Origin of the sequence: Hydrocarboniclastica marina (assembly GCF_004851605.1) — a bacterium.
GTDB classification, from domain to species: Bacteria; Pseudomonadota; Gammaproteobacteria; order Pseudomonadales; family Oleiphilaceae; genus Hydrocarboniclastica; species Hydrocarboniclastica marina.
This window is the reverse complement of the sequence record NZ_CP031093.1, coordinates 999,547-1,021,146: the sequence shown is the minus strand read 5'-3', so window position 1 is coordinate 1,021,146 and position 21,600 is coordinate 999,547. Positions and strand designations below refer to the sequence as shown.

Below are 21,600 nucleotides of genomic sequence, written 5' to 3'. Positions count from 1 at the left end.
GCTGGCGGTTGGGCTCATGGGTAGCAAGCTCGCCCGGCCGCCGCATTGGCTGGCCCGAGCCCTGTGATCTCGCTCTCCGAGATACCATATTCCGTCAGAAGGGTAGCTTTGTCAGGTAGTTGCCAGTCAATCTCAGGCTTTCCATTGGCGTCCAGCCAGCCGTTCGCCTTGGCGAAGTGGCCGTTGCCCAGGAAGCCACGACTGGCCGACAAAGGCGATGGGTGGGGACTCTCAAGCACCAAGTGACGGCGGCGGTCGATGAACTGCCCTTTCTTCTGCGCGTAGCTCCCCCAAAGCATAAACACTACCCCCTCCCGCTCGGCATTGAGAGCGCCTATTACGCGGTCAGTGAACCGCTCCCAACCTCTGCCCTGATGTGAGCCGGCGGAGCCTTCCTCAACGGTGAGCACACTGTTCAGCAGCAGCACGCCCTGATTTGCCCAGGGCTGGAGGCAGCCGTGGTCGGGCGGGTCTATACCGAGCTCAGACTTGAGCTCTTTGAACATGTTGCGTAACGAGGGCGGGATTTTTACGCCCGGGCGCACACTGAAGCACAATCCGTGCGCCTGGCCGGCACCATGGTAGGGATCCTGGCCGAGAATAACGACGCCGACGTGGTCGAAAGGCGTTGCATTGAGGGCGTTGAAGCAGAGCTGCCGGGGCGGAAAGATCGACTTACCGGCGAGTTCTTCCGACGCAAGGAACTCAGACAGGCGCATAAGATAGTCCTGCTGAAACTCCGCTTCCAGGCGCTCCCGCCAACCCGAGCCCACGGCAAGGGCATCCTTTAGAACTTCGATTGGGTGCCGCGCCATACGGGTCAATCCTCGCCGGACGAAATCAGCCTGCCGGCCGCATTGCGGGAAACAAGATTACGTCACGGATGGACGGTGAGTCGGTCAGCAGCATCACCAGCCGGTCTATGCCGATCCCCTCACCTGCCGTCGGCGGCAGGCCGTGCTCGAGTGCTTCTACGTAATCTTCGTCGTAGAACATGGCCTCGTCGTCCCCCGCTTCTTTCTCCGCCACCTGAGCACGAAAACGCTCAGCTTGATCTTCGGCATCGTTGAGCTCAGAAAAACCATTGGCGATTTCCCGGCCACCTACAAAGAACTCAAAGCGCTCGGTGACCATGGGATTGGAATCGCTCCGGCGGGCCAGGGGCGACACTTCGGTCGGGTACTCAGTAATGAAGGTGGGCTGGATCAACCGATGTTCAACGGTCTCCTCGAAAATCTCGATCTGCAGCTTTCCCAGTCCCCAACCTGGCTTTATGGCCAGATGCAGCGATTTCGCCAACGCCCTCGCCTGTTCAATATCCTGAAGCTGCTCGGGCCGAATATCCGGGTTGTACTTGAGTATACTGTCGAACACCGAGATGCGCTCGAACGGCTTGCCGAAGTCATACTCGCGCGTTTCAGTAACTTCACCTTCGCCGTTTCTGACCGTATTGCTAATGACCGTTTTCCCCAGGGCGTTACGTGCCACGGTCCGCAGCATATCCTCAGTCAGGTTCATCAGATCGTTGTAATCCGCATAAGCCTGATAGAACTCCAGCATGGTGAACTCAGGATTGTGCCGTGTCGAAAGCCCCTCGTTCCGAAAATTGCGGTTGATCTCGAACACGCGTTCAAAGCCACCAACCACCAGACGCTTGAGATAAAGCTCGGGCGCGATGCGCAAGTACATGTCGATGTTCAGGGCATTATGGTGGGTCACGAACGGCCGGGCGCTGGCGCCGCCTGGAATAACCTGAAGCATGGGCGTTTCAGCCTCAAGGAAGTCGCGATCGACCAGGTAGCGGCGGATCTGCTCAACGATTCTCGAGCGCAGGCGAAAGGTCTCGCGAGTGTCTTCGCTGACGATCAGGTCAACATAACGACGCCGGTACTTCTGTTCCTGGTCAGCCAGGCCCTTGAACTTTTCGGGCAATGGCCGCAGGGCTTTGGTCAGCAGCACGTACTGATCCATGGTGACATAGAGGTCGCCCTTGCCTGACTTGCTGAGCACGCCCCTGACGCCGACGATGTCACCCAGGTCCCAATGACGCGTCTCTTTCTGGACATCTTTGGCGGCGTATATCTGGACGCGGCCGGAAGTGTCCTGCAAAACCTTGAACGCCTTGCGGTCCAGCATCATCCGCCCGGCCACGGCCACCTCTACAGCCATGTCCTGCAGCTCTTCCTTGGTCTTCTCTCCGTACTTCTCCTGCAGCTCGGCAGCGGTCGCGGTACGGCGAAAATCGTTGGGGAACGGAATGGCATTGCTTTCCCGGATCTCCGCAAGCTTGGCGCGGCGTTCGCTTATCAGCCGATTCTCATCAAGGGCCGGGTTGCTGTTTTCGTGGTCAGTCATGATCTGGCGTGGTCTCGGTCAAGGAGCATTGCGCGTTTGGTTCAGCGACCGTGCAAGACAATGCACGGGGCCTTGGTGTGCTAGGAACTTTGCTGGGGGCTGCTAGAGCCCCATTTTCAGGCTCGCCTGGATAAAGCGGTCGATATCACCGTCAAGCACCGCCTGCGTATTGCTGGTTTCCACCTTGGTTCGCAGATCCTTGATGCGCTGATCATCCAGTACGTAAGACCGGATCTGGCTGCCCCAGCCGATATCGGACTTGGTGTCTTCAAGCTTCTGTTTTTCGGCGTTGCGCTTCTGCATTTCCAGCTCGTAGAGCTTGGCCCGCAGCTGCTTCATAGCCTGGTCTTTGTTGGCGTGCTGGGACCGTCCGGCCTGACACGCGACCACCACACCTGTCGGGTTGTGGGTCAACCGAACAGCTGATTCGGTACGGTTAACATGCTGGCCACCTGCCCCGGAGGCCCGGTAGACATCGACCCGCAAATCAGCGGGGTTGATGTCCACTTCAAAACTATCGTCGATTTCCGGCGAGAGAAAAACCGACGCAAAGGACGTATGGCGGCGGTTTCCCGAATCGAAAGGCGACTTCCGCACAAGCCGGTGAACGCCAATTTCCGTTCTCAGCCAACCAAAAGCGTACTCACCCTCGACGTGGATGGTCGCGCTCTTGATGCCGGCCACTTCGCCTTCCTGCAGCTCGGTGATTTCCGTTTTGAAGCCCTTATCTTCAGCCCAACGCAGGTACATGCGCAGCAGCATATTGGCCCAATCCTGCGCTTCGGTGCCGCCGGAGCCGGCCTGGATATCCAGGAAGGCATTGTTCGGGTCCATTTCGCCCGAGAACATCCGGCGGAATTCCAGCTTCTCCAACGCCTGCTCAAGCTCATCAAGCTCATGCTCGACGTCTGCTGCGGTGCTGGCGTCCTCTTCTACCGAGGCCATTTCGAGCAACTCTTCCGAGTCAGCCAGACCCGTGGTCAGCCTGTCGATGGTCGAGACTATCTGTTCCAGGGTCGCGCGCTCTTTGCCCAACGCTTGGGCGCGCTCAGGGTCTTCCCAGACCTTGGGGTCTTCAAGCTCCCGCTCTACCTCTACCAGACGCTCACTACGGAGGTCATAGTCAAAGATACCCCCTCAGAGCGTCGGTGCGCTCTCGAAGGTCTTTAATGCGCTGCACAATAAGATTAATTTCCATGGATCTATCCGTCGATTCGGCCCTTGGCGGCCCGCGGTGAGAAAACGCGTTATTCTATCGAATCGCGGCAGGGGAATACATGCCGGTGTCGCGTACAGTCATCCTGCTCATATTGCAGGCCTGAAGCGACGGCGAGGCGAATCACACATATATTTGGTCCGTTCGCCCGGCTCAAGAGCCCGGAGAGGCAGACGAGCCAAAGACACTAGTCATCAAGTGCGATCACCTGCTGCACGAGCAGTTGCACCGATTCCCGACCGCGGTATACGTTGACGTCCAGTTTGTAGACCAGTTGCAGTTTATCGCAGGGCCTGGGCCAGCACTGGGTGTCGACGTTGAAGGCGATCCCGTCCAGTACCTGGTCAGAGTCTGGCACCCGGACCATCAGCTTCAGGTGCCGTTCGCCGACTATCCGCTGGTTGAGCACTTCGAACGCCCCATCAAACAGAGGCTCGGGAAACAGCTGCCCCCACGGGCCGGCTTTTTGTAGCAGCCTGGCGGTGTCCAGTGTCATCTCGGGGCCCGCCAGGGGGCCGTCTGAGACGATCCTCTCACTCAGCATTTCTTCATCAGCAACCGCCCGGACCGCGAGGTCAAACGCATCGCTGAACTCCCCCAGACGTTCCTTGGACAGCGTCAGCCCGGCGGCCATGGCGTGACCGCCGTACTTCAACAGCAACCCGGGCTTACGGGCATCAACGGCCGCAAGCACGTCGCGAATGTGAAGTCCGGGCACGGAGCGAGCAGAGCCTTTCACCTGAAGTCCCTGCTCGTCGGCGTCGGCAAAGGCAATAACCGGGCGGTGGGTTTTCTCCTTGATGCGCGACGCCAGTATGCCTATGACGCCCTGATGCCATGAGGCCTCGTGCAAGCACAAGCCCCACGGCAGTTCCGCTGAATCCAGGCTCAAGTCCTTCAGCATGGCCTCAGCCTGGGCTTTCATTTCACTCTCAATGCCCCGGCGCTCGCGGTTCAGCTGGTCCAGCTCCTGCGCCAGAGCCCTTGCATGGGTCTCGGTGTCTGCCAGCAGGCAAGCTATGCCCAGGCTCATATCGTCGAGACGTCCCGCTGCGTTAAGTCGCGGCCCTACTACAAAGCCCAGGTCCGTCGAGGACAGGTGCCGATAATCGCGACCGGCCACCTCCAGCAACGCCATGATACCAGGGCGGGCTTTGCCGTCGCGGATACGCCTGATCCCTTGGGAGACCAGAATCCGGTTATTATGGTCCAGCGGCACCACGTCCGCGACGGTACCCAGCGCCACCAGGTCCAGCAACTCAACCAGCGGGGGCAGCCCACCATGCCTGAAGTGCCCTCTCTCACGAAGCCACTGCCGTACCACGGTAAGCACATAGAACATAACCGCGACACCGGCGGCGTTCTTGCTGAGAAACTCGCAGCCTGGCTGATTGGGATTGACGATGGCATCGGCCGCGGGCAGAACGTCCCCGGGCAGATGGTGATCAGTGACCACGACGCGACAGCCGGCAGCACGCGCAGCGGCTACGCCTTCATTCGCCGCGATACCGTTGTCCACCGTAACCAGCACATCAGGCACCGCATCTTCGGCCTGTAACCGCTCGATGATCCCAGGTGTCAGGCCATAGCCATCGGAAAAGCGGCTGGGAACGCGAAACGACAGACGAGACGCACCGAGCATCCGCAAACCCAGAATCGCGACAGCGGTGCTGGTCGCACCGTCTGCGTCGAAATCGCCCACAACCGTAATCGACTGCCCTTTGACAATCGCGTCGCCCAGAATCTCGGCAGCGGCGCTGGCGCCCCGCAGCTCTGAAGGGCGGGCTAGCGCGGCGAGCTGGTAGTCCAACTGGGTTTCTGAATCAATGCCGCGGGCGGCGTAGAGACGCCTTAAAATCGGCGGCAGGCTTTGGCCCCATGTGAGGGTCTCGGGACAGGGCCTGCGAAAGATCTTTTGCTGCATGACTGTTTCCCGGCTGCTTTGCATCAGAAGAGTAGTTCAAGCCGCAATCCCCGGCAGGACTACGGCAAGACAGCAAGCGAAGCGGTGGGGATTCGACTAACCGGCAAACTTCCAGTTCCTGGCGATAAAGTCCTGTACCTGCTGTCGGTCATTGTCGAGCACGGTATAACGCTCTTCCCGATCAAACAGATCGTCAAGATGGAGCGGCAGCTTGGGCTCGACCGATATGCTCGACCGACGGACGGCTTCCGGGAATTTGGCCGGATGGGCAGTGCCCAGTGTAATCATCGGGGTCCCAGCGTCACGGCGGCACTTCCGTGCGGCCTCGACACCAATGGCCGTGTGTGGGTCCAGCAGGTACTCACATTCGGTGAATACACGGCTAATGGTCGCACAGGTCAGGTCGTCGTCCACAGCGTAGCTGTCGAAAAGCGCGCGGGCACGCTTCCAACGGTGGTCCTCGATTTGTACCGGGCCGCTCTGGAAGCTTTTGAGCAGATCATCCACCGCTTTGCCGTCGCGACCGTAGAGATCGAATAACAGCCGCTCGAAATTGCTGGAAATCATGATGTCCATGCTCGGCGACAGGCTATGGGCCAGCGCGTGCTTCTCGTAGCGGTTGCCGCTGAAGAACCGGTGCAGGATGTCATTGCGGTTGGTCGCGACCACCAACTGTTCAATTGGCAGTCCCATTTCCCGCGCCAGGTACCCGGCAAACACATCGCCAAAATTGCCGGTAGGCACCGAAAACGCCATGCTGCGCTGCGGCCCGCCTAGCGCAAGCGAGGCATGAAAGTAATAGACAATCTGGGCCATGATGCGTGCCCAGTTAATGGAATTGACGGCTACAAGTTGAGTCTTTCCGCCAAGAAATGCCTGTTGGCCGAAGCTCTCTTTGACCATCTGTTGACAGTCATCGAAATTGCCCCGAATCGCCAGGTTGTGGATATTCTCGCCCGGCACCGTCGTCATCTGACGGCGCTGCACCTCAGACACCCGCTCATGGGGATGGAGAATAAAGATATCCACGTGCTTGCAGTGGCGACAACCCTCTATCGCCGCCGACCCGGTATCACCTGATGTCGCGCCCATAATGACGACGTGTTGATTGCGGCGCTCCAGCACGTAATCCAGCAAACGGCCAAGTAACTGTAGTGCGAAATCCTTGAATGCCAGCGTAGGACCGCGGAACAGTTCCATCACCCATTCGTTGGAATCAATCTGAACCAGGGGCGCTACGGCCTTATGGGCAAACACACGGTAGGTTTCAGCGAGCATCTCCCTGAAATCATCAGCCGGGATCGCTTCCTCAACAAACGGAAACACGACCTTGAAAGCCAGCTCCTCGTAACTGAGACCTCGCCAGGAGCTGATTTCCTCAGGCGAAAACCGCGGCAGGAATTCGGGCACATAAAGCCCGCCGTCGGGCGCGAGGCCGGTCAGCAGGACATCTTCAAAGCCAAGGGCGGGGGCCTGCCCCCGGGTGCTGATGTATCTCACGGGTATACCCTGTTCTGAAGTGCTGCCGGGGACGCATGACAAGCCACGCCCCGGCGGAAGTTTAGGAAAGGTCAGTCAGGAAAATGTTCGGCGCGTATCCGGACCACGCGCTGGGGTATGTCAGGCAGGGCCTCCAGGTCAGCAATAGCCCGGTTGATCTGGCGTTCTTTAACCGTGTGGGTCAGGATAATCACCGGAATGGTATTGTCCTGGACTTCGGTCTCCTTCTGCATGATCGACTCAATATTGATGCCATGCTCGCTGAGAATCGAGGCAATTTTGGCCAGCACCCCGGGCCGATCAAGCGCATGGATACGCAGGTAAAACGCTGAGTGGACCTCTTCCATCGGCAGAACCGCCAGCTCTTCCAGTGCCTCCGGCTCAAAACCAAGGTAGGGCACACGCTGGGAGCTACCCGCCGCGACCGAGCGCGCAACGTCCACCAGATCCGCGATAACCGCCGAAGCAGTGGCTTCGGCCCCTGCACCCGGGCCGTAATACATGGTCTGCCCCACCGCGTCACCGTCCACCAGGACAGCGTTCAGAACGCCATCAACGTTGGCAATCAAATGCCGGACAGGGACGAGTGTCGGGTGCACCCGCAGCTCAATACCGTCGGCCTGGCGGCGGGCGATCCCCAGGTGCTTGATGCGGTAGCCCAGGCTTTCAGCATGGGAGATATCGTAAGGCGTAATGTTGGCGATCCCTTCGGTGTAAGCCTTCTCAAACTGAAGGGGTACACCGAATGCCGAAGACGCCAGAATCGTCAGCTTGTGCGCAGCGTCAATGCCCTCCACGTCGAACGTCGGGTCAGCCTCGGCATAGCCCAGTGCCTGGGCCTCGCGCAGGACCTCATCAAAGGCCCGACCACTGCGCATTTCAGACAGGATATAGTTGCCGGTACCGTTGATGATGCCGGCCAGCCAATTGATCCGATTGGCTGCCAGCCCTTCGCGGATTGCCTTCAACACCGGAATACCGCCGGCGACGCTGGACTCGAAGGCAACAACGACCCCGTGCCGCGCCGCAGCCTCGAAGATCTCGTTACCGTGCACAGCAATCAGCGCTTTGTTGGCGGTCACCACGTGCTTGCCGTTTTCAATGGCTGCCAGCACGAGCTCCAGCGCGGTTTCGCAGCCACCGATCAACTCAACGACGATGTCTATCTCGGGGTTCTGCACCACCTGAAAAATGTCATCCGAGAACGGGATGGTGCCAAGCTCAATATGCTCCGGGCGGCGGCGTGACGCGGCCTGCGCAATAATCAGTCGACACCCTGCGCGACCGGCAATTAGCTCAGCATTCCTCTGCAGTACCGTGACGGTGCCTCCGCCGACAGTTCCCAGGCCACAGATCCCGATTTTGACCTCTTTCAACGTCCACCCCTAATTAATCGAAGAGCTTTGCCGCGTGCAGATCGTTGCTCGCGCGGATTAACAGCCGAATGATGCACGATGCTCCCGGCACCCGCCCGCAAGTTTAACGACTTTGCGCGCTTAACAAAACGTGTAGAGCCGTCGTAATCCTGTATTCGTGAATCACTGCAGCCCAAGAGCCTGAGCGAGACGCTCTTTGGGCACGTAGCCGCCGATCATGGTGCCGTTCTCGAGCACGATGGCGGGCGTACCGGTAATGCCGATCTGCTGACCCAGCTGAAACTGCTCCAGGACGGGATTGTCGCAGGTCTTCGAGTCGAGGCTACGCCCGCTCTTGGCCCGATTCATCGCTTCCGCCGGATCATCAGCGCACCAGGCAGAAACTGCCTTGGCGAAAGAAGGCGTGTTGGGACCTGAGCGTGGAAAGGCGAGGTAGTTGACCTGGATACCCATTTCGTTCAGTCCGGGCACTTCCTGGTGCAGCTTGCGGCAGTAGGGACAGTCTATATCCGTGAACACGTTGACAACCGCTTTGGTTTCGCCCTTGGGGCGGTACGAAATCAGGTCTTCAGCGGCTACCGCCTGAATGCGCTCAGCGCGCTGCCGGGCACGGCTCTGCTCGGTCACGTTGACAACGCCTCCCGAGGTCAGCTGATACAGCTCACCCACGACCAGATGGCTACCATCCGCAGTGGTGAAGAGCGTTTCCTGACCTCGGGTTTCAACCGTATACACATCAGGGAACGGTGCTTCGGATATCCGCGTCACTTCGAGTCCGGGGATTGCCTGAGCCAAGCGCTGCCGGATCTGTTTTTCATCTTTCGCGGTGACTTCAGCAGAAGCGCCTGTAGCCATAAACAGACTAAACATGACACCGAGGGTAAACAGGTATTTCATCTGTATTCTCCGTTTTATTTTTTATCCTGATCCCGCATTGGTCTGAAAGTTCAATCGGCTTCGGCCCGGCGCCAGCAAGCTCTATCCGTTCCGCTCTACCCGCGGGGGTGATGCTGGCCATGAAGCGCGTGCAATCTCTGCCGAGCCACATGGGTATAAATCTGGGTCGTCGAGAGGTCGCTGTGCCCCAGCAACATTTGCACCACTCGCAGGTCGGCCCCGTGATTAAGCAGATGAGTGGCAAATGCATGACGCAGTGTATGGGGTGAAAGGGGCTTCGCTATACCTGCCAGGCCCGCATACAGCTTGATACGATACCAGAATGCCTGCCGGGTTAATCCCTCGCCACCCTTGCCTGGGAAAATGTAGTCAGTCTGGGCTTTTCCCGCGAGCGCGGCACGCGCCTGTTTAAGGTAAAGTGCCATCCAATCCGCCGCTTCCGTGCCCATCGGCACCAGCCGCTCCTTGTTACCTTTACCGACGATACGGATCACCCCCTGATTGAGGTTCACCTGAAAAAGTCGTAGCCCCACCAACTCGGATACCCGTAAGCCGCACGCATAGAGTAGTTCCAACATGGCTCTGTCACGCAAACCCAGCGGTTCCTCTACGCAGGGAGCATCCAATAGCCGCTCAACGTCAGCCTCGGATAATGAATCGGGAATACGACGGGAGACCTGGGGGCCATCAATCTTGAGGGTTGGGTCTTCGGTGACGCGCCCCTCTCTCATCAGAAACCGGAAGAAACGGCGCAGGCAGGACAGTCGTCGCGCAGAAGTGCTTGCCTTGTTGCCCCGGCTCAGGGCCGACCCGAGGTAACCGAGTACGTGGCTGCGCTGGGCCTGCTGAAGCTGAGGCTGGCCCGGCTGGGATGACAGCCATCGGGAAAACTGCAACAGATCACTACGGTACGAGGCCCGCGTCTGTTCACTGAGACCCGACTCAAGCCACAAGGCATCGCAGAACTCGTCGACCAAAGCCGACCCATACTCCGGTTCAGCCATTGGGACCCCGGGATTATTGAGCTACAAAGACAAAAAACGAGCAGCCGAAACTGCTCGTTTTCCATGCCAGCGACGGACGTTGCCCGAAGCTTACAAAGCCTGTCAGCCCAGCTTTTCTTTGATACGCGCCGCCTTGCCGGACAGATCGCGCAAGTAGTAAAGCTTGGCCTGGCGAACGTCGCCACGACGCTTCAACTGAACGCTGTCTATCTGCTTGCTGAAGCTCTGAAAGGTCCGCTCCACGCCAACGCCATACGAGATCTTGCGGACGGTAAAGGAAGAGTTCATTCCCCGGTTACGCTTACCGATAACAACCCCTTCGAACGCCTGAAGACGCTCGCGGTTACCCTCAGTCACACGCACCTGGACCACCACCGTATCGCCGGGTCCGAAATCAGGCAGTTCCCGAGTCATCTGCTCGGCTTCAATCTGGCTGATGATACTATTTTTGCCGCTCATCGTTCGCTCCTAAAACAACCGTTAATGACCCGGACGTCCGGAGCCATCACATTCGCTAATAAATTCATCCAGAAGCTTACGCTCTTCCACAGAGAGTGATTTCGCTTCAATCAAATCCGGACGCCGTTGCCAGGTCCTTCCCAACGCCTGCTTTAGCCGCCAACGTCGTATGTTCTGATGGTTGCCGCCCAGTAAGACTGGCGGAACCTGGCGCCCCTCGAATACTTCCGGGCGCGTGTAATGCGGGCAATCCAGGAGACCGTTCGCAAACGAGTCTTGAGCCGCTGAATCTCCGTGGCCTAACGCGCCAGGAAGCAATCGCGTAACGGCATCAATGATGGCCATGGCTCCGAGCTCACCACCGCTGAGAACGAAGTCTCCCAGCGAGATTTCGTCATCAATCTCGGACTCCAGGATTCGCTCGTCGACACCTTCATAGCGCCCGGCAATCAGTATCAGCCCCTCAAGGGACGCTAACTCTTCAACTGCCGCCTGGTTAAACGGACGCCCTTGTGGCGAGAGGTAGACGGTTCTCACCGGTACCGGAGCTGCTGCCCGGGCTGCCCGGATTGCCGCCCTGAGCGGTTCAACCTTCATCAGCATGCCAGGCCCGCCCCCGTATGGGCGGTCGTCAACACTGCGGTGGCGATCGTAGGTGAAATCCCGCGGATTCCACAACTCCACCGAAAGAATCCCTTCTTTTACCGCCCGCCCAGTGATGCCGTAGGCCGTCACGGCGTTAAACATCTCGGGAAAAAGCGTTACAGCGCCGACCCACATCAATTAAAACTCTGGATCCCAGTCAACCGTCATGCGCTTGCCGGCCAGATCTATAGCCGTCACAACCTGATCCGGTAAGTAGGGTATCAACCTTTCCCTGTCGTCCACACTATCCACGGTTGCCCGGACCACCAGCACGTCGTTGGCTCCGGTCTCAAGCAGATGGTCAACCTGACCTAGAGCGATACCTGATGTGGTAAAAACCGCTAGCCCCTCCAGCTGGTGCCAGTAGTACTCCCCGTCGGGCAAAGCTGGCAGCGCGGCACTGTCAACAGCTATTTCTGCACCACAGTAAGCCTGGGCCTGATCACGGTCATCCACGCCCTTCAGACTGACGACGAGACCCTTGCCATGGCGCTTGCTCTCGCGCACCGTCACCGCTTGTCGCCGTCCGTCTTGCAGTAAATGCCACTGCTTGTAGTCGAGAATATTTTCTACGGGATCCGTAAAGGAATGGACCTTCACCCAACCCTTGATCCCGAATACCGCGGAGATACGACCAAGCACGGTCTCTTCACTTGCGGACCCCATGGCCTTCCACCCCAGCAGTACGGTCTTACTTGGCGACTTCTTTCAGCAGTCTGGAAACACGCTCGCTGGCCTGGGCGCCCTGACCCAGCCAGAAGGACACACGCTCCTGGTCGATGCGCAGACGCTCTTCCTGACCACGGGCCACCGGATTGAAAAAACCGACGCGCTCAATAAAACGGCCATCGCGGGCATTGCGGCTATCAGCAACGGCCAAGTGATAAAAAGGGCGCTTCTTTGAGCCGGCGCGAGACAAGCGGATTGATACCATTGCGACCACTATCCTGTTCAGATGAAAAATAAAAACATTTACCCGCCATCGCTGTCTGGCATTTCGCCGACACTCAACGCGAGCAATTTGAAGCTCTCATAACCTGTGCAGCATTTCCGCCAGCTGTTTCTCTGGCAGCGCAGCTTTCAGCCCGACGACGAACACCATGCCGTCGGCTGCGTTTTGCCTAATCACTGGCCAAGCGGGCACACAAAATGCGCGCCTCACTTGAAAGGGTCGACATTCTACGTTAAAAAAGCCGGCAAGGAAACATTACTCTGCATGCGCTTTCGAGGCCGCCAAGACAGGCATTCGACTGCCCGGACGACACCGTATAGCCGCCTTGCCGCTATTACCGGCCAAACGGTGGCATTCCGCCGCCGCCGGGCGGGCGCATCCCGCCCATTCCCCGCATCAGGTTGGCCATGCCGCCCTTCTTGCCGAACTTCTTCATCATTTTCTGCATCTGCTTGTGCTGCTTCAACAGTCTGTTCACATCCTGAATCTGAGCACCAGATCCAGCTGCGATACGCCGCTTCCGCGAATTATTGATCACATCCGGGTAGCGACGCTCCTGGGGCGTCATTGAGCAGATGATCGCTTCAAGCCTGCCCATGCTTTTGTCGTTAACATGTTCCTGAGCGGCCTGCTGCAGCTGACCCATGCCCGGCAGCTTGTCCATTAAGCCGCCGATGCCACCCATGCTCTTCATCTGCTGAAGTTGATCGCGGAAGTCCTCAAGATCAAAGCTCTTACCCTTCGAAATTTTCTTGGTTAGCTTCTCTGCCTTCTTGCGATCGAGCTTGCGCTCGGCTTCCTCTATAAGAGAAAGCACATCCCCCATCCCCAGGATGCGCGATGCCACCCGGTCTGGGTGGAACGGCTCAAGCGCGTCAGTTTTCTCACCTACGCCCAGGAACTTGATCGGCTTGCCGGTGATGTATCGAACCGACAAGGCAGCCCCGCCTCTGGCGTCGCCATCAGTTTTAGTAAGAACGACGCCCGTCAGCGGCAGCGCTTCACCAAATGCCTTTGCTGTATTGGCCGCGTCCTGCCCGGTCATGGAATCGACGACGAACAGCGTCTCAACCGGCTTCGCAAACTGATGCAACTCCCGGATCTCACCCATCATCGACTCGTCGATATGCAGGCGACCCGCGGTATCTATAATGAGGACATCGGCAAATTTCCGCCGTGCCGCCTCAATTGCGCCCTGTGCAATATCTACAGGCTTTTCGTTTTCAGAGCTGGGGTGAAACATGGCCCCAACATCGCCGGCCAATGTCTCCAACTGTCGGATGGCCGCCGGCCGATAGATATCAGCACTGACAACCATGACCGATTTCTTCTTGCGCTCCCTGAGAAAACGAGCGAGTTTCGCGACTGTTGTGGTCTTGCCGGCGCCCTGGAGACCCGCCATGAGAATAACCGCGGGCGGTTTTACGGACAAATCCAGGTCGGCGTTTGCCGAGCCCATGACATTCTCGAGCTCCGCCTGGACGACCTTTATGAAGGCCTGGCCCGGGGTAAGGCTGCGGCTCACCTCCTGCCCGATGGCGCGCGCGCGAACCGCCTCCACGAAAGATTTCACCACCGGCAGGGCCACATCGGCTTCAAGTAGCGCCATGCGCACTTCGCGCAAGGTATCCTTTATATTGTCGTCGCTTAGCCGGGCCTGGCCGCTGACCTTTCGCAGGCTTTCCGACAGGCGTTCACTCAGATTATCGAACATAAGCTATCACTTCGTAGTTCAGGCACATGGGGAAATAGCGCAAACTCTCAGCCAGCGTATTTGCGACCGTCGGGCAGGGGCTTAGCGGCGCACAGAGACGGAAATCACTGCCGCTGGTGCGTCATGGCCTAGCCGAATTGCTTGCATAATTGCCGCATTATAACCAGACTTATCCCGAAATTCGTCCCCTCATTACGCCCCCGGCACAGGCAGACAGATTAAGTTTGCTAAACGCCCTTTTACGGATCTTTCCAAGTAGACGTTCGGCATGGGTACATTGATTCTGGCAGTGACCACACTGCTGCTGTACAGCATCGGCACCAGCCTGCAGGCATTAGCATTGCGGGGAAAACTCCCGCCCGACGGCGCAAGCGGCCACTGGACTGGTGTGCTCGCCCTGATATCGCATGGTGCTCTGGCCTCGGATCTTATCTGGCAGCGGGAAGGATTGGACTTCGGGACATTCCCTGCGTCAGTCGGCATCTCCGCGTTGATAGTGGCCATACTGCTGATAGTCGGGTGGCGCAAAAAAGCGGTGCTGAGCCTCCTGGTTGTGGCATACCCTCTGGCCGCCCTGACCATCATCGCCAGCCTGCTGCTGGACGCGCCTTCACATGTATTGGTCCGCCCCACCGTCGGGCTGCTGGCCCATGTTGTCCTGTCGGTGACCGCCTATAGCCTGTTCACGCTGGCAGCAGCCCAGGCCGTTCTGCTGACGCTGCAAAGCTACCGCCTAAAACACAACTACAACAGCGTTTTTGTACGCAATCTGCCGCCGCTTCAGACTATGGAGTCGCTTCTGTTTGACCTGATCCTGGCCGGCGTCATTCTTTTAACGCTGGCAATCATCAGCGGTGCGCTTTTTATGGATGATCTTTTTGCGCAGCATCTTGCCCACAAAACAGTGTTCTCGCTGCTGGCCTGGCTGGTTTTCACGAGCCTGCTGATAGGCCGGCAATTTAAAGGCTGGCGGGGACTGGTTGCGACGCGCTGGACATTGGTCGGCAGCGCCTTTCTCATGCTCGGCTACTACGGCAGCAAGTTCGTACTCGAATTCGCCTTCAGAACCTGACACCTGGGGAACCTGACATCTCCGGAACCTGACGTCCCTGGAACCTTACGACGGGGACGGCAGCCTGGTCCTGAAGGCACGCGCCGATACCGCTCGAGCATTCAATTGTCGACGCCAACTCTTGACCTTCTTCCGAAGGCAAGCCTAATGTTCCTGTCCAATCTGAATTTGGCAGAGACTCATATTCAGCTATGGTGCTTTCTGCACTCAGTTCTTCACCCACCCAAGCGTTAAAGGAATAGCTCCGTTTGGACGATATCTCATCCACCAGCCTGATCATCTACCTGTCGGTTCTGGTTCTGCTGTCCGGCTTTTTCTCAAGCTCTGAAACGGGAATGATGGCGCTGAATCGCTATCGCCTGAAACACCTGGCAAAAACCGGGCATCGCGGCGCGAAGAATACGCAGCGCCTGCTTGAACGCCTGGATCGCCTGATCGGTGTCATCCTTATTGGCAATAATTTCGTCAATATTGCAGCCTCTGCGATCGCCACCGTGCTATGCATCAGACTGTATGGCGACGCCGGCATTGCCATCGCGACGATCGGCCTCACCATTATCATCCTGATTTTCGGTGAGGTGACACCAAAGACGCTCGCAGCGCTTTTTCCAGAGCGGATTGCCTTTCCCGCCTCCTACATCCTTGGCCCGTTGCTGAAGCTGCTTTTTCCGCTTGTCTGGCTGGTCAATCTAGTGACAGCCGGATTGATGAAATTAATGGGCGTTGATCGGGACGAGGCCAGCAAGGACCACCTGAGCCAGGACGAACTGCGCACCATCGTTAACGAAGCCGGCGCCCTCATCCCGAAAAAGCACCGGGACATGCTCGTCAGCATCCTTGATCTTGAGAAAGTCACGGTCAACGACATCATGGTGCCCCGTAACGAAATCGTCGGCATAGATCTGGAAGACGACATGGAGTCCATTCTCCGTCAACTCAGAGCCAGCCAACACACCCGACTTCCCGTTTACCGCGGCGATATCAATAACATTGCGGGCATTCTCCACCTGCGCAATTCGAGCAAGCTCTTGCAAACCGACGAATTGACCGCCAATACGCTGCTCGACCTTGCCCGCGACCCCTATTTCATTCCGGAAAGCACACCGCTTCACACGCAGTTGATCAACTTTCAGAAAGCGAAGCGCCGTATCGGCGTGGTTGTCGATGAGTACGGAGATGTTCTGGGCATTGCGACGCTGGAAGACATACTGGAAGAGATTGTCGGCGAGTTTACAACCGATTTTGCCGCCAGCAGCAGCCCTGACATACTGCCCCAGGACGACGGGACTTACATTATCGACGGTTCGACCCATATCAGAGCCATTAATAAAGCGCTGAAGACCAACGTTCCCACCGATGGCCCGAAAACCCTGAACGGGCTTATCACCGAAGCGCTGGAGGCTATTCCTGAAACCAATGTCTGCCTGCGTACTGCCGGGCTGAGAATAGAAGTGCTACAGATCAAAGATAACGTCATAAGGGCTGCCAAGGTTTATCCAGTCACCCGCCGACGCAGACGCCGCAAGGCATGAACCAACCCCGGCTCGGCGACGAACTGCGACTGAATCGGCACCCGCAATAAACTTTCCTTGAGGTTTTGCGGATTCTGGCCAAGACTCAACAGAACCGCTCACGGCCATTGACCCTGCAAGGACCCGATCCGCGGCCGAGTAAAGGCTCTGGTGCAGCGCTGGCCGATGCCTTGGATCAAGAGAAGAACGGGAGTAAATTAAGCTGTAACACAGGGACTGCAAGCTCTGCCTGCAGCGCAAAATCTGAAACTCGCTCAACAATAACAACAGGAGAACCAACATATGAGCCTTGCCCACAGCATCGGCCTTTTTACGCACCCGGACAGGGAGTGGCAGGAAATTCGAAAAGATTCCGAATCTCTGCCCCGCCTGTATTTTGGCCATGTCCTGCTACTCGCACTGATTCCCGCCATTGCCAGTTATATCGGTACTACCCAGGTCGGCTGGCAAATTGGAGACGGGCAACTGATAAAACTGACACCCTTCAGTGCAGCATCGCTCTGCGTCCTTTTCTATGGGGCGATTATTGCAAGCATTTACATACTCGGCCGTTTTATCGACTTTTTTGCCGCGACCTACGGCGTCGCTCAAGGGAAGCCTTTCGGCGTAACACTGGCAGCTTACACCGCAACACCACTGTTGCTGGCTGGCGTTTCAGCCGCCTATCCTTCCGTCTGGCTTAATGTCCTGCTTGGTCTGATCGCGATGAGCTATGCGGTCTATCTGCTTTACGAGGGGCTGCCGATCCTCATGAGCATACCGGCCGAACGCGGGTTCATGTTCGCCACCTCAGTACTTACCGTTGGCCTGGTCATGTTTGTGGCATTGCTGGCAATGACTGTTGTTATCTGGAGCATGGGCATCGGCCCGGTCTACACCAACTAGAACCTGGCAAGATTCAGCGCTGGCTCGCCTTGCTCCTGGCACGGACCAGCCAGACGCTGACCTCTCCGGACTGAGGCCTGCTTATTAATTCGGCATATCAAAATCGCTTAAATTTTGTTATTTGGCTGGCCAGCCCGTACAATTAATTACAGATCCATAATAAAATAACCGTTATCATTCGGCTCACGCCTAGTTGCAGTATAAAGACGCGGAGTTGGTCATGACTAACCAGTCCGGCATACATTACCTTCATGGCCAGGCCACTTCTGGACGTCGCGGTACCGCTATGAAGGAAGTTCAGAATATCAGGGAGGTGGTTACCGCCGGCTTGTCGGATCTCTTGCAGGGAACCTTCGACTCAGTCGATGACTCTCTTTTTGAACTGGCCAACAATGCCCGCAGCAACAATGAGCAGAATCGCTTCTTTGAGGCGATGCGCGAGGTCAGGATTAAACGTAAAGGGGTGGAGAAGCGCTTTCAGGAAGCCCTTTTCAATCTCTTTGACACCCCGCCCAGCCCAAGTTCAGCCCGCACACCAGCCGGAGAATCGCTCACTGCAGAGAGCCTGTCCCTGGTGAATAACGACGTGCTGGAGCAGGAAGTCGCGATAAACGCCATGGTCTCCAAGGCCAAGGCGCACTTCCAGGGCACACTGCTTCAGTTACAGGTCCGCTTTTCGGTCTTGTACGGCCGCCCCGAGTCCGAACCTGTAAATCCGCTCTCCCCTGAGCATCTATGCGCCGCACTTGTTGAGTCTATCGCCGATCTGGATATCCAGATTCGTGAGCGCCTCATAGTGCTCAAGCAGTTTGATCGCTATGTAATTGCCAATCTGGGAATGATCCTGGATGAGGCAAACAGGATTCTGATTCAGAGCGGCATTGTTCCCAACTTCAAGTACCGGGGCAAAACTGGCGCATCCGCAACCAGCCCAGGCAACACGGGTCACGCCGTCAGCGAGCCGGGATTTGCTGGCGAAGAGGAGGAAGGTTCGTTTGCCGTTATCAGGCAGTTGCTGGCCAGAACCGGCGATCACCGCCTGAGCGCCCCCGCCGGATCGGGCGCGAGACTGATCAGCGACAACGAACTCTTCTCTCTGCTCGCACGAATACCTGCCCAGCCGACGACCGCAGACCTCACGGTGGGACAACCTGTTGCCCTGGATCTACGCCAGGTCGTGGGAGAGTTACTGTCAGAGCAAAAAGGCAGCAACGGCGAGCGCACAGCGATAGACGAAGTCGACGAAGATCTGATCAATCTGGTTTCGATGCTGTTTGAGTTCATTCTGGAGGACTACAACCTTTCGCCTCCCATTCAGGTTCTGATCAGCCGCCTTCAGATTCCTATTCTGAAGGTTGTCATTAAAGACCGCAGTTTCTTCAGCAAAGCAACGCATCCAGCGAGACGCCTGCTCAATGCACTAGCCCGGGCAGGGATTGGCTGGAGCGACAGCAATGAAAAAAACCGCGACAAACTTTACGAACAGATACACACGATCGTGCAAAGAATTCTGGAAGAGTACGACGGCGATATCGCTATCTTTGAATCGCTTAACGAAGAGTTCGACCGGTTCCTGGCTCGGGAGAACCGCAAGGCCACCCTGGTAGAGCAGCGAACCCGAGAGTCCGAGCGAGGTCGCATAAAGTCGCAGAAGGCCCAGGAGACCGTTGACCGTGTTCTGAACGAGAAGATGCGTATGCGGGCGCTTCCCGACAGCATCCGCAACATACTTCAGAATGGCTGGAGCCGGGTTATGTTCCTGGCTTACCTGCGGGACGACAACGAGCACCGATGGACGCAAACAGTACGGGTCGTTGATGACCTGCTCTGGTGTCTAAAGCCTCAGCCCCACGAAGACGACCGTGCGCAATGGGTCCGGTTGGTGCCTTCTCTGCTGAAAACACTAAGGGCCGGACTGGAAGAGGTTTCTTACAACGCCGCCCGTCTTGATGAGATGATGCTAGGCCTAAAGCGAGAATTGGCTGAAGCATTTCGGCGACAGGCTCTGGAGGAAGCGTCGGAAGACAGCTCTCCTGCGATGGCGCCTCCGCCACCCGTCGCCAGTGGCATACAGACAGCGGTCGAGCGGGAGCAAGAGCTCGAGAATGCTGCCATGGCCGAGCACATGCTCGCTGTAGAGGGCATTGGCGCCGGAACCTGGGTTGAATTCAGCCTGGTCAATGGCACCCGTTTCCGATGCAAGCTCTCGGCCATCATCGAAGAAGCTGACAGCTACGTCTTCGTAAACCGGATGGGGCTCAAAGTGGTCGAGAAAAAGCGACTCGATCTCGCCCATGATATGCGTCGGGGGCGACTGACAGTGCTTGAGCAAGGCGCACTGATTGATCGCGCACTGGACTCTGTGGTGGGCAGCCTGCGCCGGAAAGCCGGGTAATATTTCCATGAGCTACCAGGGACAGGGAGGCCCGGCCGACACTGTCGGGGCCCAGTCCCGGCCCCAGCTTCTTCTGGCCGCAGCCCTGGCATTGCTGATACACGTCATTACAGGTTTGGTGTTGCTTGCGCGTGCGCCCGAGGAAGAACCCACCGAGCGTACGGTTCAGGTACAACTGGTCGAACAGGGTGTTGATACCGACGCGCAAAAGTCGTCCCGGGCAACCGCAGCCTCCACCCCACCAGTCGAACCCCTAGCGCAGACCGTCGCTGAAAATCTGCCCGCCGCAAGTCCGGTCGAGCCGCCTGCCGAAGCAGTAGCACCCGTGTTGACTACTCAAAGCGAACCGAACGCTCAGGCGCGTCAACAACCGCCCGAACCTCAACAGCCAGAAACGCAAACCACCGAACGGCGGGCCGAAGCCTCCGAGGCTGTCGCTGACCGATCACCACGCCCACAGCTTACTAAAGATGCCCTTCAGCAACCGGCCACTCAGCCAAGCCGGTCTGCCGCAGCGGCACCAAGTGGTGCTCCGGACGCGTCCAGTCCGCTCGAGCCTGAAGAACATCGGCAAGTATCCAGCCAGCCCGACCTGCCGCAAATGGATCCGTATCAGTTGATACTCAGCCGCCATATGATGCGCCCTATCAAACAGTTTCTTCAGCGTGAATCAACGCTTAAACAGTTCAATCAGGCAGTTGAAGCCGGAACCCAGCCGATCACGATCGAATTAAAGTTGCTTGCCAACGGTGCGGTCAGAAGGGTTCAACTGAAGGAGAGCTCTGGTAGCGAGTTTGTTGACCGGATCGCCGTGCAGTCCGCATTGGCCGCCAGCCCCTACCCGCCTCCACCGGAAGAAGAACGTCCCAACGGCTTTCGATTCAGACTTCATTTGATAATGTCGCCCGTCTACCTGTAGCGGTCGGCCTGCTGTTCTCTGCCTTTGCAATAAAGCCTAATGCTTCATGGAGCTGACTCGGCGAGCCTTAACAGCTTTTCTGCGGTACCTGGCTCCAGCAGGCGCTGGAGCCAGGCGGGATCGGCTGATCCTGGGTGGGAGCCTGTTCAGGCTTTTTGGTCAGAGGTGGTGTTTGCCGAAGCTGAAGCGTCTTTCACCAGCTTCTCCAACTCGCCACTCTCGTACATCTCGTTAACGATGTCACAGCCGCCAACCAGCTCGCCATTAATGTAGAGCTGGGGAAAGGTAGGCCAGTTCGAGTAGACCTTGAGGCCTTCGCGCAACTCCTGGTTATCCAGGATGTTGACGAAGGCGAAGCGCTCGCCACACGCCATGAGGGACTGCACTGTCCGAGCGGAAAACCCGCATTGGGGAGCCTGGGGGCTGCCTTTCATATAAAGCAGAATGGGGTTGCTATCCAACTGCTGCTTGATTGTCTCGTTAATGTCCATCGAATATCCTCCGGGTCGGGATGCGCCGCCGGGCCTCGTATGCCCGGTCTCGATGGCGTCTATTTTACACAGCGAGGCTATTCCTGACTACGTTAGTCGGGTTTTATCCTGGCCGCCTGATGCCCGGTTTTGCCGACGCCACAACTGCACTTTCAGCCCTCGCCGCGAGCCGCTGACGCGTTGTCATCAACAACCTTTACCGCTAACATAGCGAACTAGCCGAGCCAGATCTCGGCGATCAGGAACGCCACTGACAGATCTCCC

At 57.5% G+C, this 21,600-nt stretch carries 19 protein-coding genes; 5 read left to right on the top strand and 14 right to left on the bottom strand.

Features of this window, described 5'->3' with window-relative positions; genetic code table 11:
* Positions 1–14: 14 nt before the first annotated feature.
* From ung to ffh, 13 genes are all read right to left on the bottom strand, one after another.
* Positions 15–815 carry a uracil-DNA glycosylase gene (gene ung, locus soil367_RS04670; RefSeq protein ID WP_136547390.1) on the bottom strand — a complete coding sequence of 267 codons (801 nt, stop codon included), beginning with the start codon at positions 813–815 and terminating at the stop codon, positions 15–17.
* 25 nt (positions 816–840) lie between these two features.
* Positions 841–2,355, bottom strand: a complete 1,515-nt coding sequence (gene lysS, locus soil367_RS04665) for a lysine--tRNA ligase (RefSeq protein ID WP_136547387.1) — start codon at positions 2,353–2,355, stop codon at positions 841–843.
* 102 nt (positions 2,356–2,457) lie between these two features.
* A protein-coding gene (gene prfB, locus soil367_RS04660; RefSeq protein WP_136547385.1) for a peptide chain release factor 2 occupies positions 2,458–3,553 on the bottom strand; the annotation gives its coding sequence in 2 pieces (ribosomal slippage) (positions 2,458–3,480 and positions 3,482–3,553; 1,095 coding nt in all).
* Positions 3,554–3,758: 205 nt separating this feature from the next.
* Complete coding sequence (gene recJ, locus soil367_RS04655; protein WP_216642774.1) at positions 3,759–5,495, bottom strand: single-stranded-DNA-specific exonuclease RecJ; 1,737 nt, start codon at positions 5,493–5,495, stop codon at positions 3,759–3,761.
* A 96-nt stretch (positions 5,496–5,591) separates the two neighbouring features.
* Positions 5,592–6,995 carry a threonine synthase gene (gene thrC / locus soil367_RS04650; RefSeq protein WP_136547380.1) on the bottom strand — a complete coding sequence of 468 codons (1,404 nt, stop codon included), beginning with the start codon at positions 6,993–6,995 and terminating at the stop codon, positions 5,592–5,594.
* A gap of 71 nt (positions 6,996–7,066) precedes the next feature.
* Positions 7,067–8,371, bottom strand: a complete 1,305-nt coding sequence (locus soil367_RS04645; RefSeq protein WP_136547378.1) for a homoserine dehydrogenase — start codon at positions 8,369–8,371, stop codon at positions 7,067–7,069.
* Positions 8,372–8,533: 162 nt separating this feature from the next.
* On the bottom strand, positions 8,534–9,268 hold the full coding sequence (locus soil367_RS04640; protein ID WP_136547375.1) for a DsbC family protein: 735 nt from the start codon (positions 9,266–9,268) through the stop codon (positions 8,534–8,536).
* 95 nt (positions 9,269–9,363) lie between these two features.
* On the bottom strand, positions 9,364–10,272 hold the full coding sequence (gene xerD / locus soil367_RS04635; protein ID WP_136547373.1) for a site-specific tyrosine recombinase XerD: 909 nt from the start codon (positions 10,270–10,272) through the stop codon (positions 9,364–9,366).
* A 102-nt stretch (positions 10,273–10,374) separates the two neighbouring features.
* Complete coding sequence (gene rplS / locus soil367_RS04630; RefSeq protein ID WP_136547371.1) at positions 10,375–10,731, bottom strand: 50S ribosomal protein L19; 357 nt, start codon at positions 10,729–10,731, stop codon at positions 10,375–10,377.
* Between the two features lie 21 nt (positions 10,732–10,752).
* Entirely contained in the window at positions 10,753–11,511 is a 759-nt protein-coding gene (gene trmD, locus soil367_RS04625) for a tRNA (guanosine(37)-N1)-methyltransferase TrmD (protein ID WP_136547369.1), read from the bottom strand.
* Between the two features lie 3 nt (positions 11,512–11,514).
* Positions 11,515–12,042, bottom strand: coding sequence for a ribosome maturation factor RimM (rimM, locus tag soil367_RS04620; RefSeq protein ID WP_136547367.1), 528 nt, complete (start codon positions 12,040–12,042; stop codon positions 11,515–11,517).
* 25 nt (positions 12,043–12,067) lie between these two features.
* Positions 12,068–12,310, bottom strand: a complete 243-nt coding sequence (gene rpsP, locus soil367_RS04615) for a 30S ribosomal protein S16 (protein WP_136547366.1) — start codon at positions 12,308–12,310, stop codon at positions 12,068–12,070.
* 352 nt (positions 12,311–12,662) lie between these two features.
* On the bottom strand, positions 12,663–14,042 hold the full coding sequence (gene ffh / locus soil367_RS04610; RefSeq protein ID WP_136547364.1) for a signal recognition particle protein: 1,380 nt from the start codon (positions 14,040–14,042) through the stop codon (positions 12,663–12,665).
* A 268-nt stretch (positions 14,043–14,310) separates the two neighbouring features.
* Here ffh and soil367_RS04605 point away from each other — a divergent pair, with 268 nt between their 5' ends.
* The 5 genes from soil367_RS04605 (at position 14,311) to soil367_RS04585 (ending at position 20,845) form a co-directional block, all read left to right on the top strand.
* Positions 14,311–15,114, top strand: coding sequence for a cytochrome C assembly family protein (locus soil367_RS04605; RefSeq protein ID WP_136547362.1), 804 nt, complete (start codon positions 14,311–14,313; stop codon positions 15,112–15,114).
* Positions 15,115–15,362: 248 nt separating this feature from the next.
* Positions 15,363–16,646: an HlyC/CorC family transporter gene (locus soil367_RS04600; RefSeq protein WP_136547360.1), complete on the top strand. Its 1,284-nt coding sequence runs from the start codon at positions 15,363–15,365 to the stop codon at positions 16,644–16,646.
* A 282-nt stretch (positions 16,647–16,928) separates the two neighbouring features.
* Positions 16,929–17,531 (top strand): Yip1 family protein, encoded by a 603-nt coding sequence (locus soil367_RS04595; RefSeq protein ID WP_136547357.1) that lies wholly within the window; start codon positions 16,929–16,931, stop codon positions 17,529–17,531.
* A gap of 220 nt (positions 17,532–17,751) precedes the next feature.
* On the top strand, positions 17,752–19,926 hold the full coding sequence (locus tag soil367_RS04590; RefSeq protein WP_136547355.1) for a DUF1631 domain-containing protein: 2,175 nt from the start codon (positions 17,752–17,754) through the stop codon (positions 19,924–19,926).
* Between the two features lie 91 nt (positions 19,927–20,017).
* A complete protein-coding gene (locus tag soil367_RS04585) occupies positions 20,018–20,845 on the top strand; it encodes a TonB family protein (RefSeq protein ID WP_172962263.1) in 828 nt (275 codons plus the stop codon).
* A 146-nt stretch (positions 20,846–20,991) separates the two neighbouring features.
* Here the strand turns inward: soil367_RS04585 and grxD are convergent, their stop codons facing one another.
* Positions 20,992–21,336, bottom strand: a complete 345-nt coding sequence (gene grxD, locus soil367_RS04580; RefSeq protein ID WP_136547351.1) for a Grx4 family monothiol glutaredoxin — start codon at positions 21,334–21,336, stop codon at positions 20,992–20,994.
* Positions 21,337–21,600: the final 264 nt, after the last annotated feature.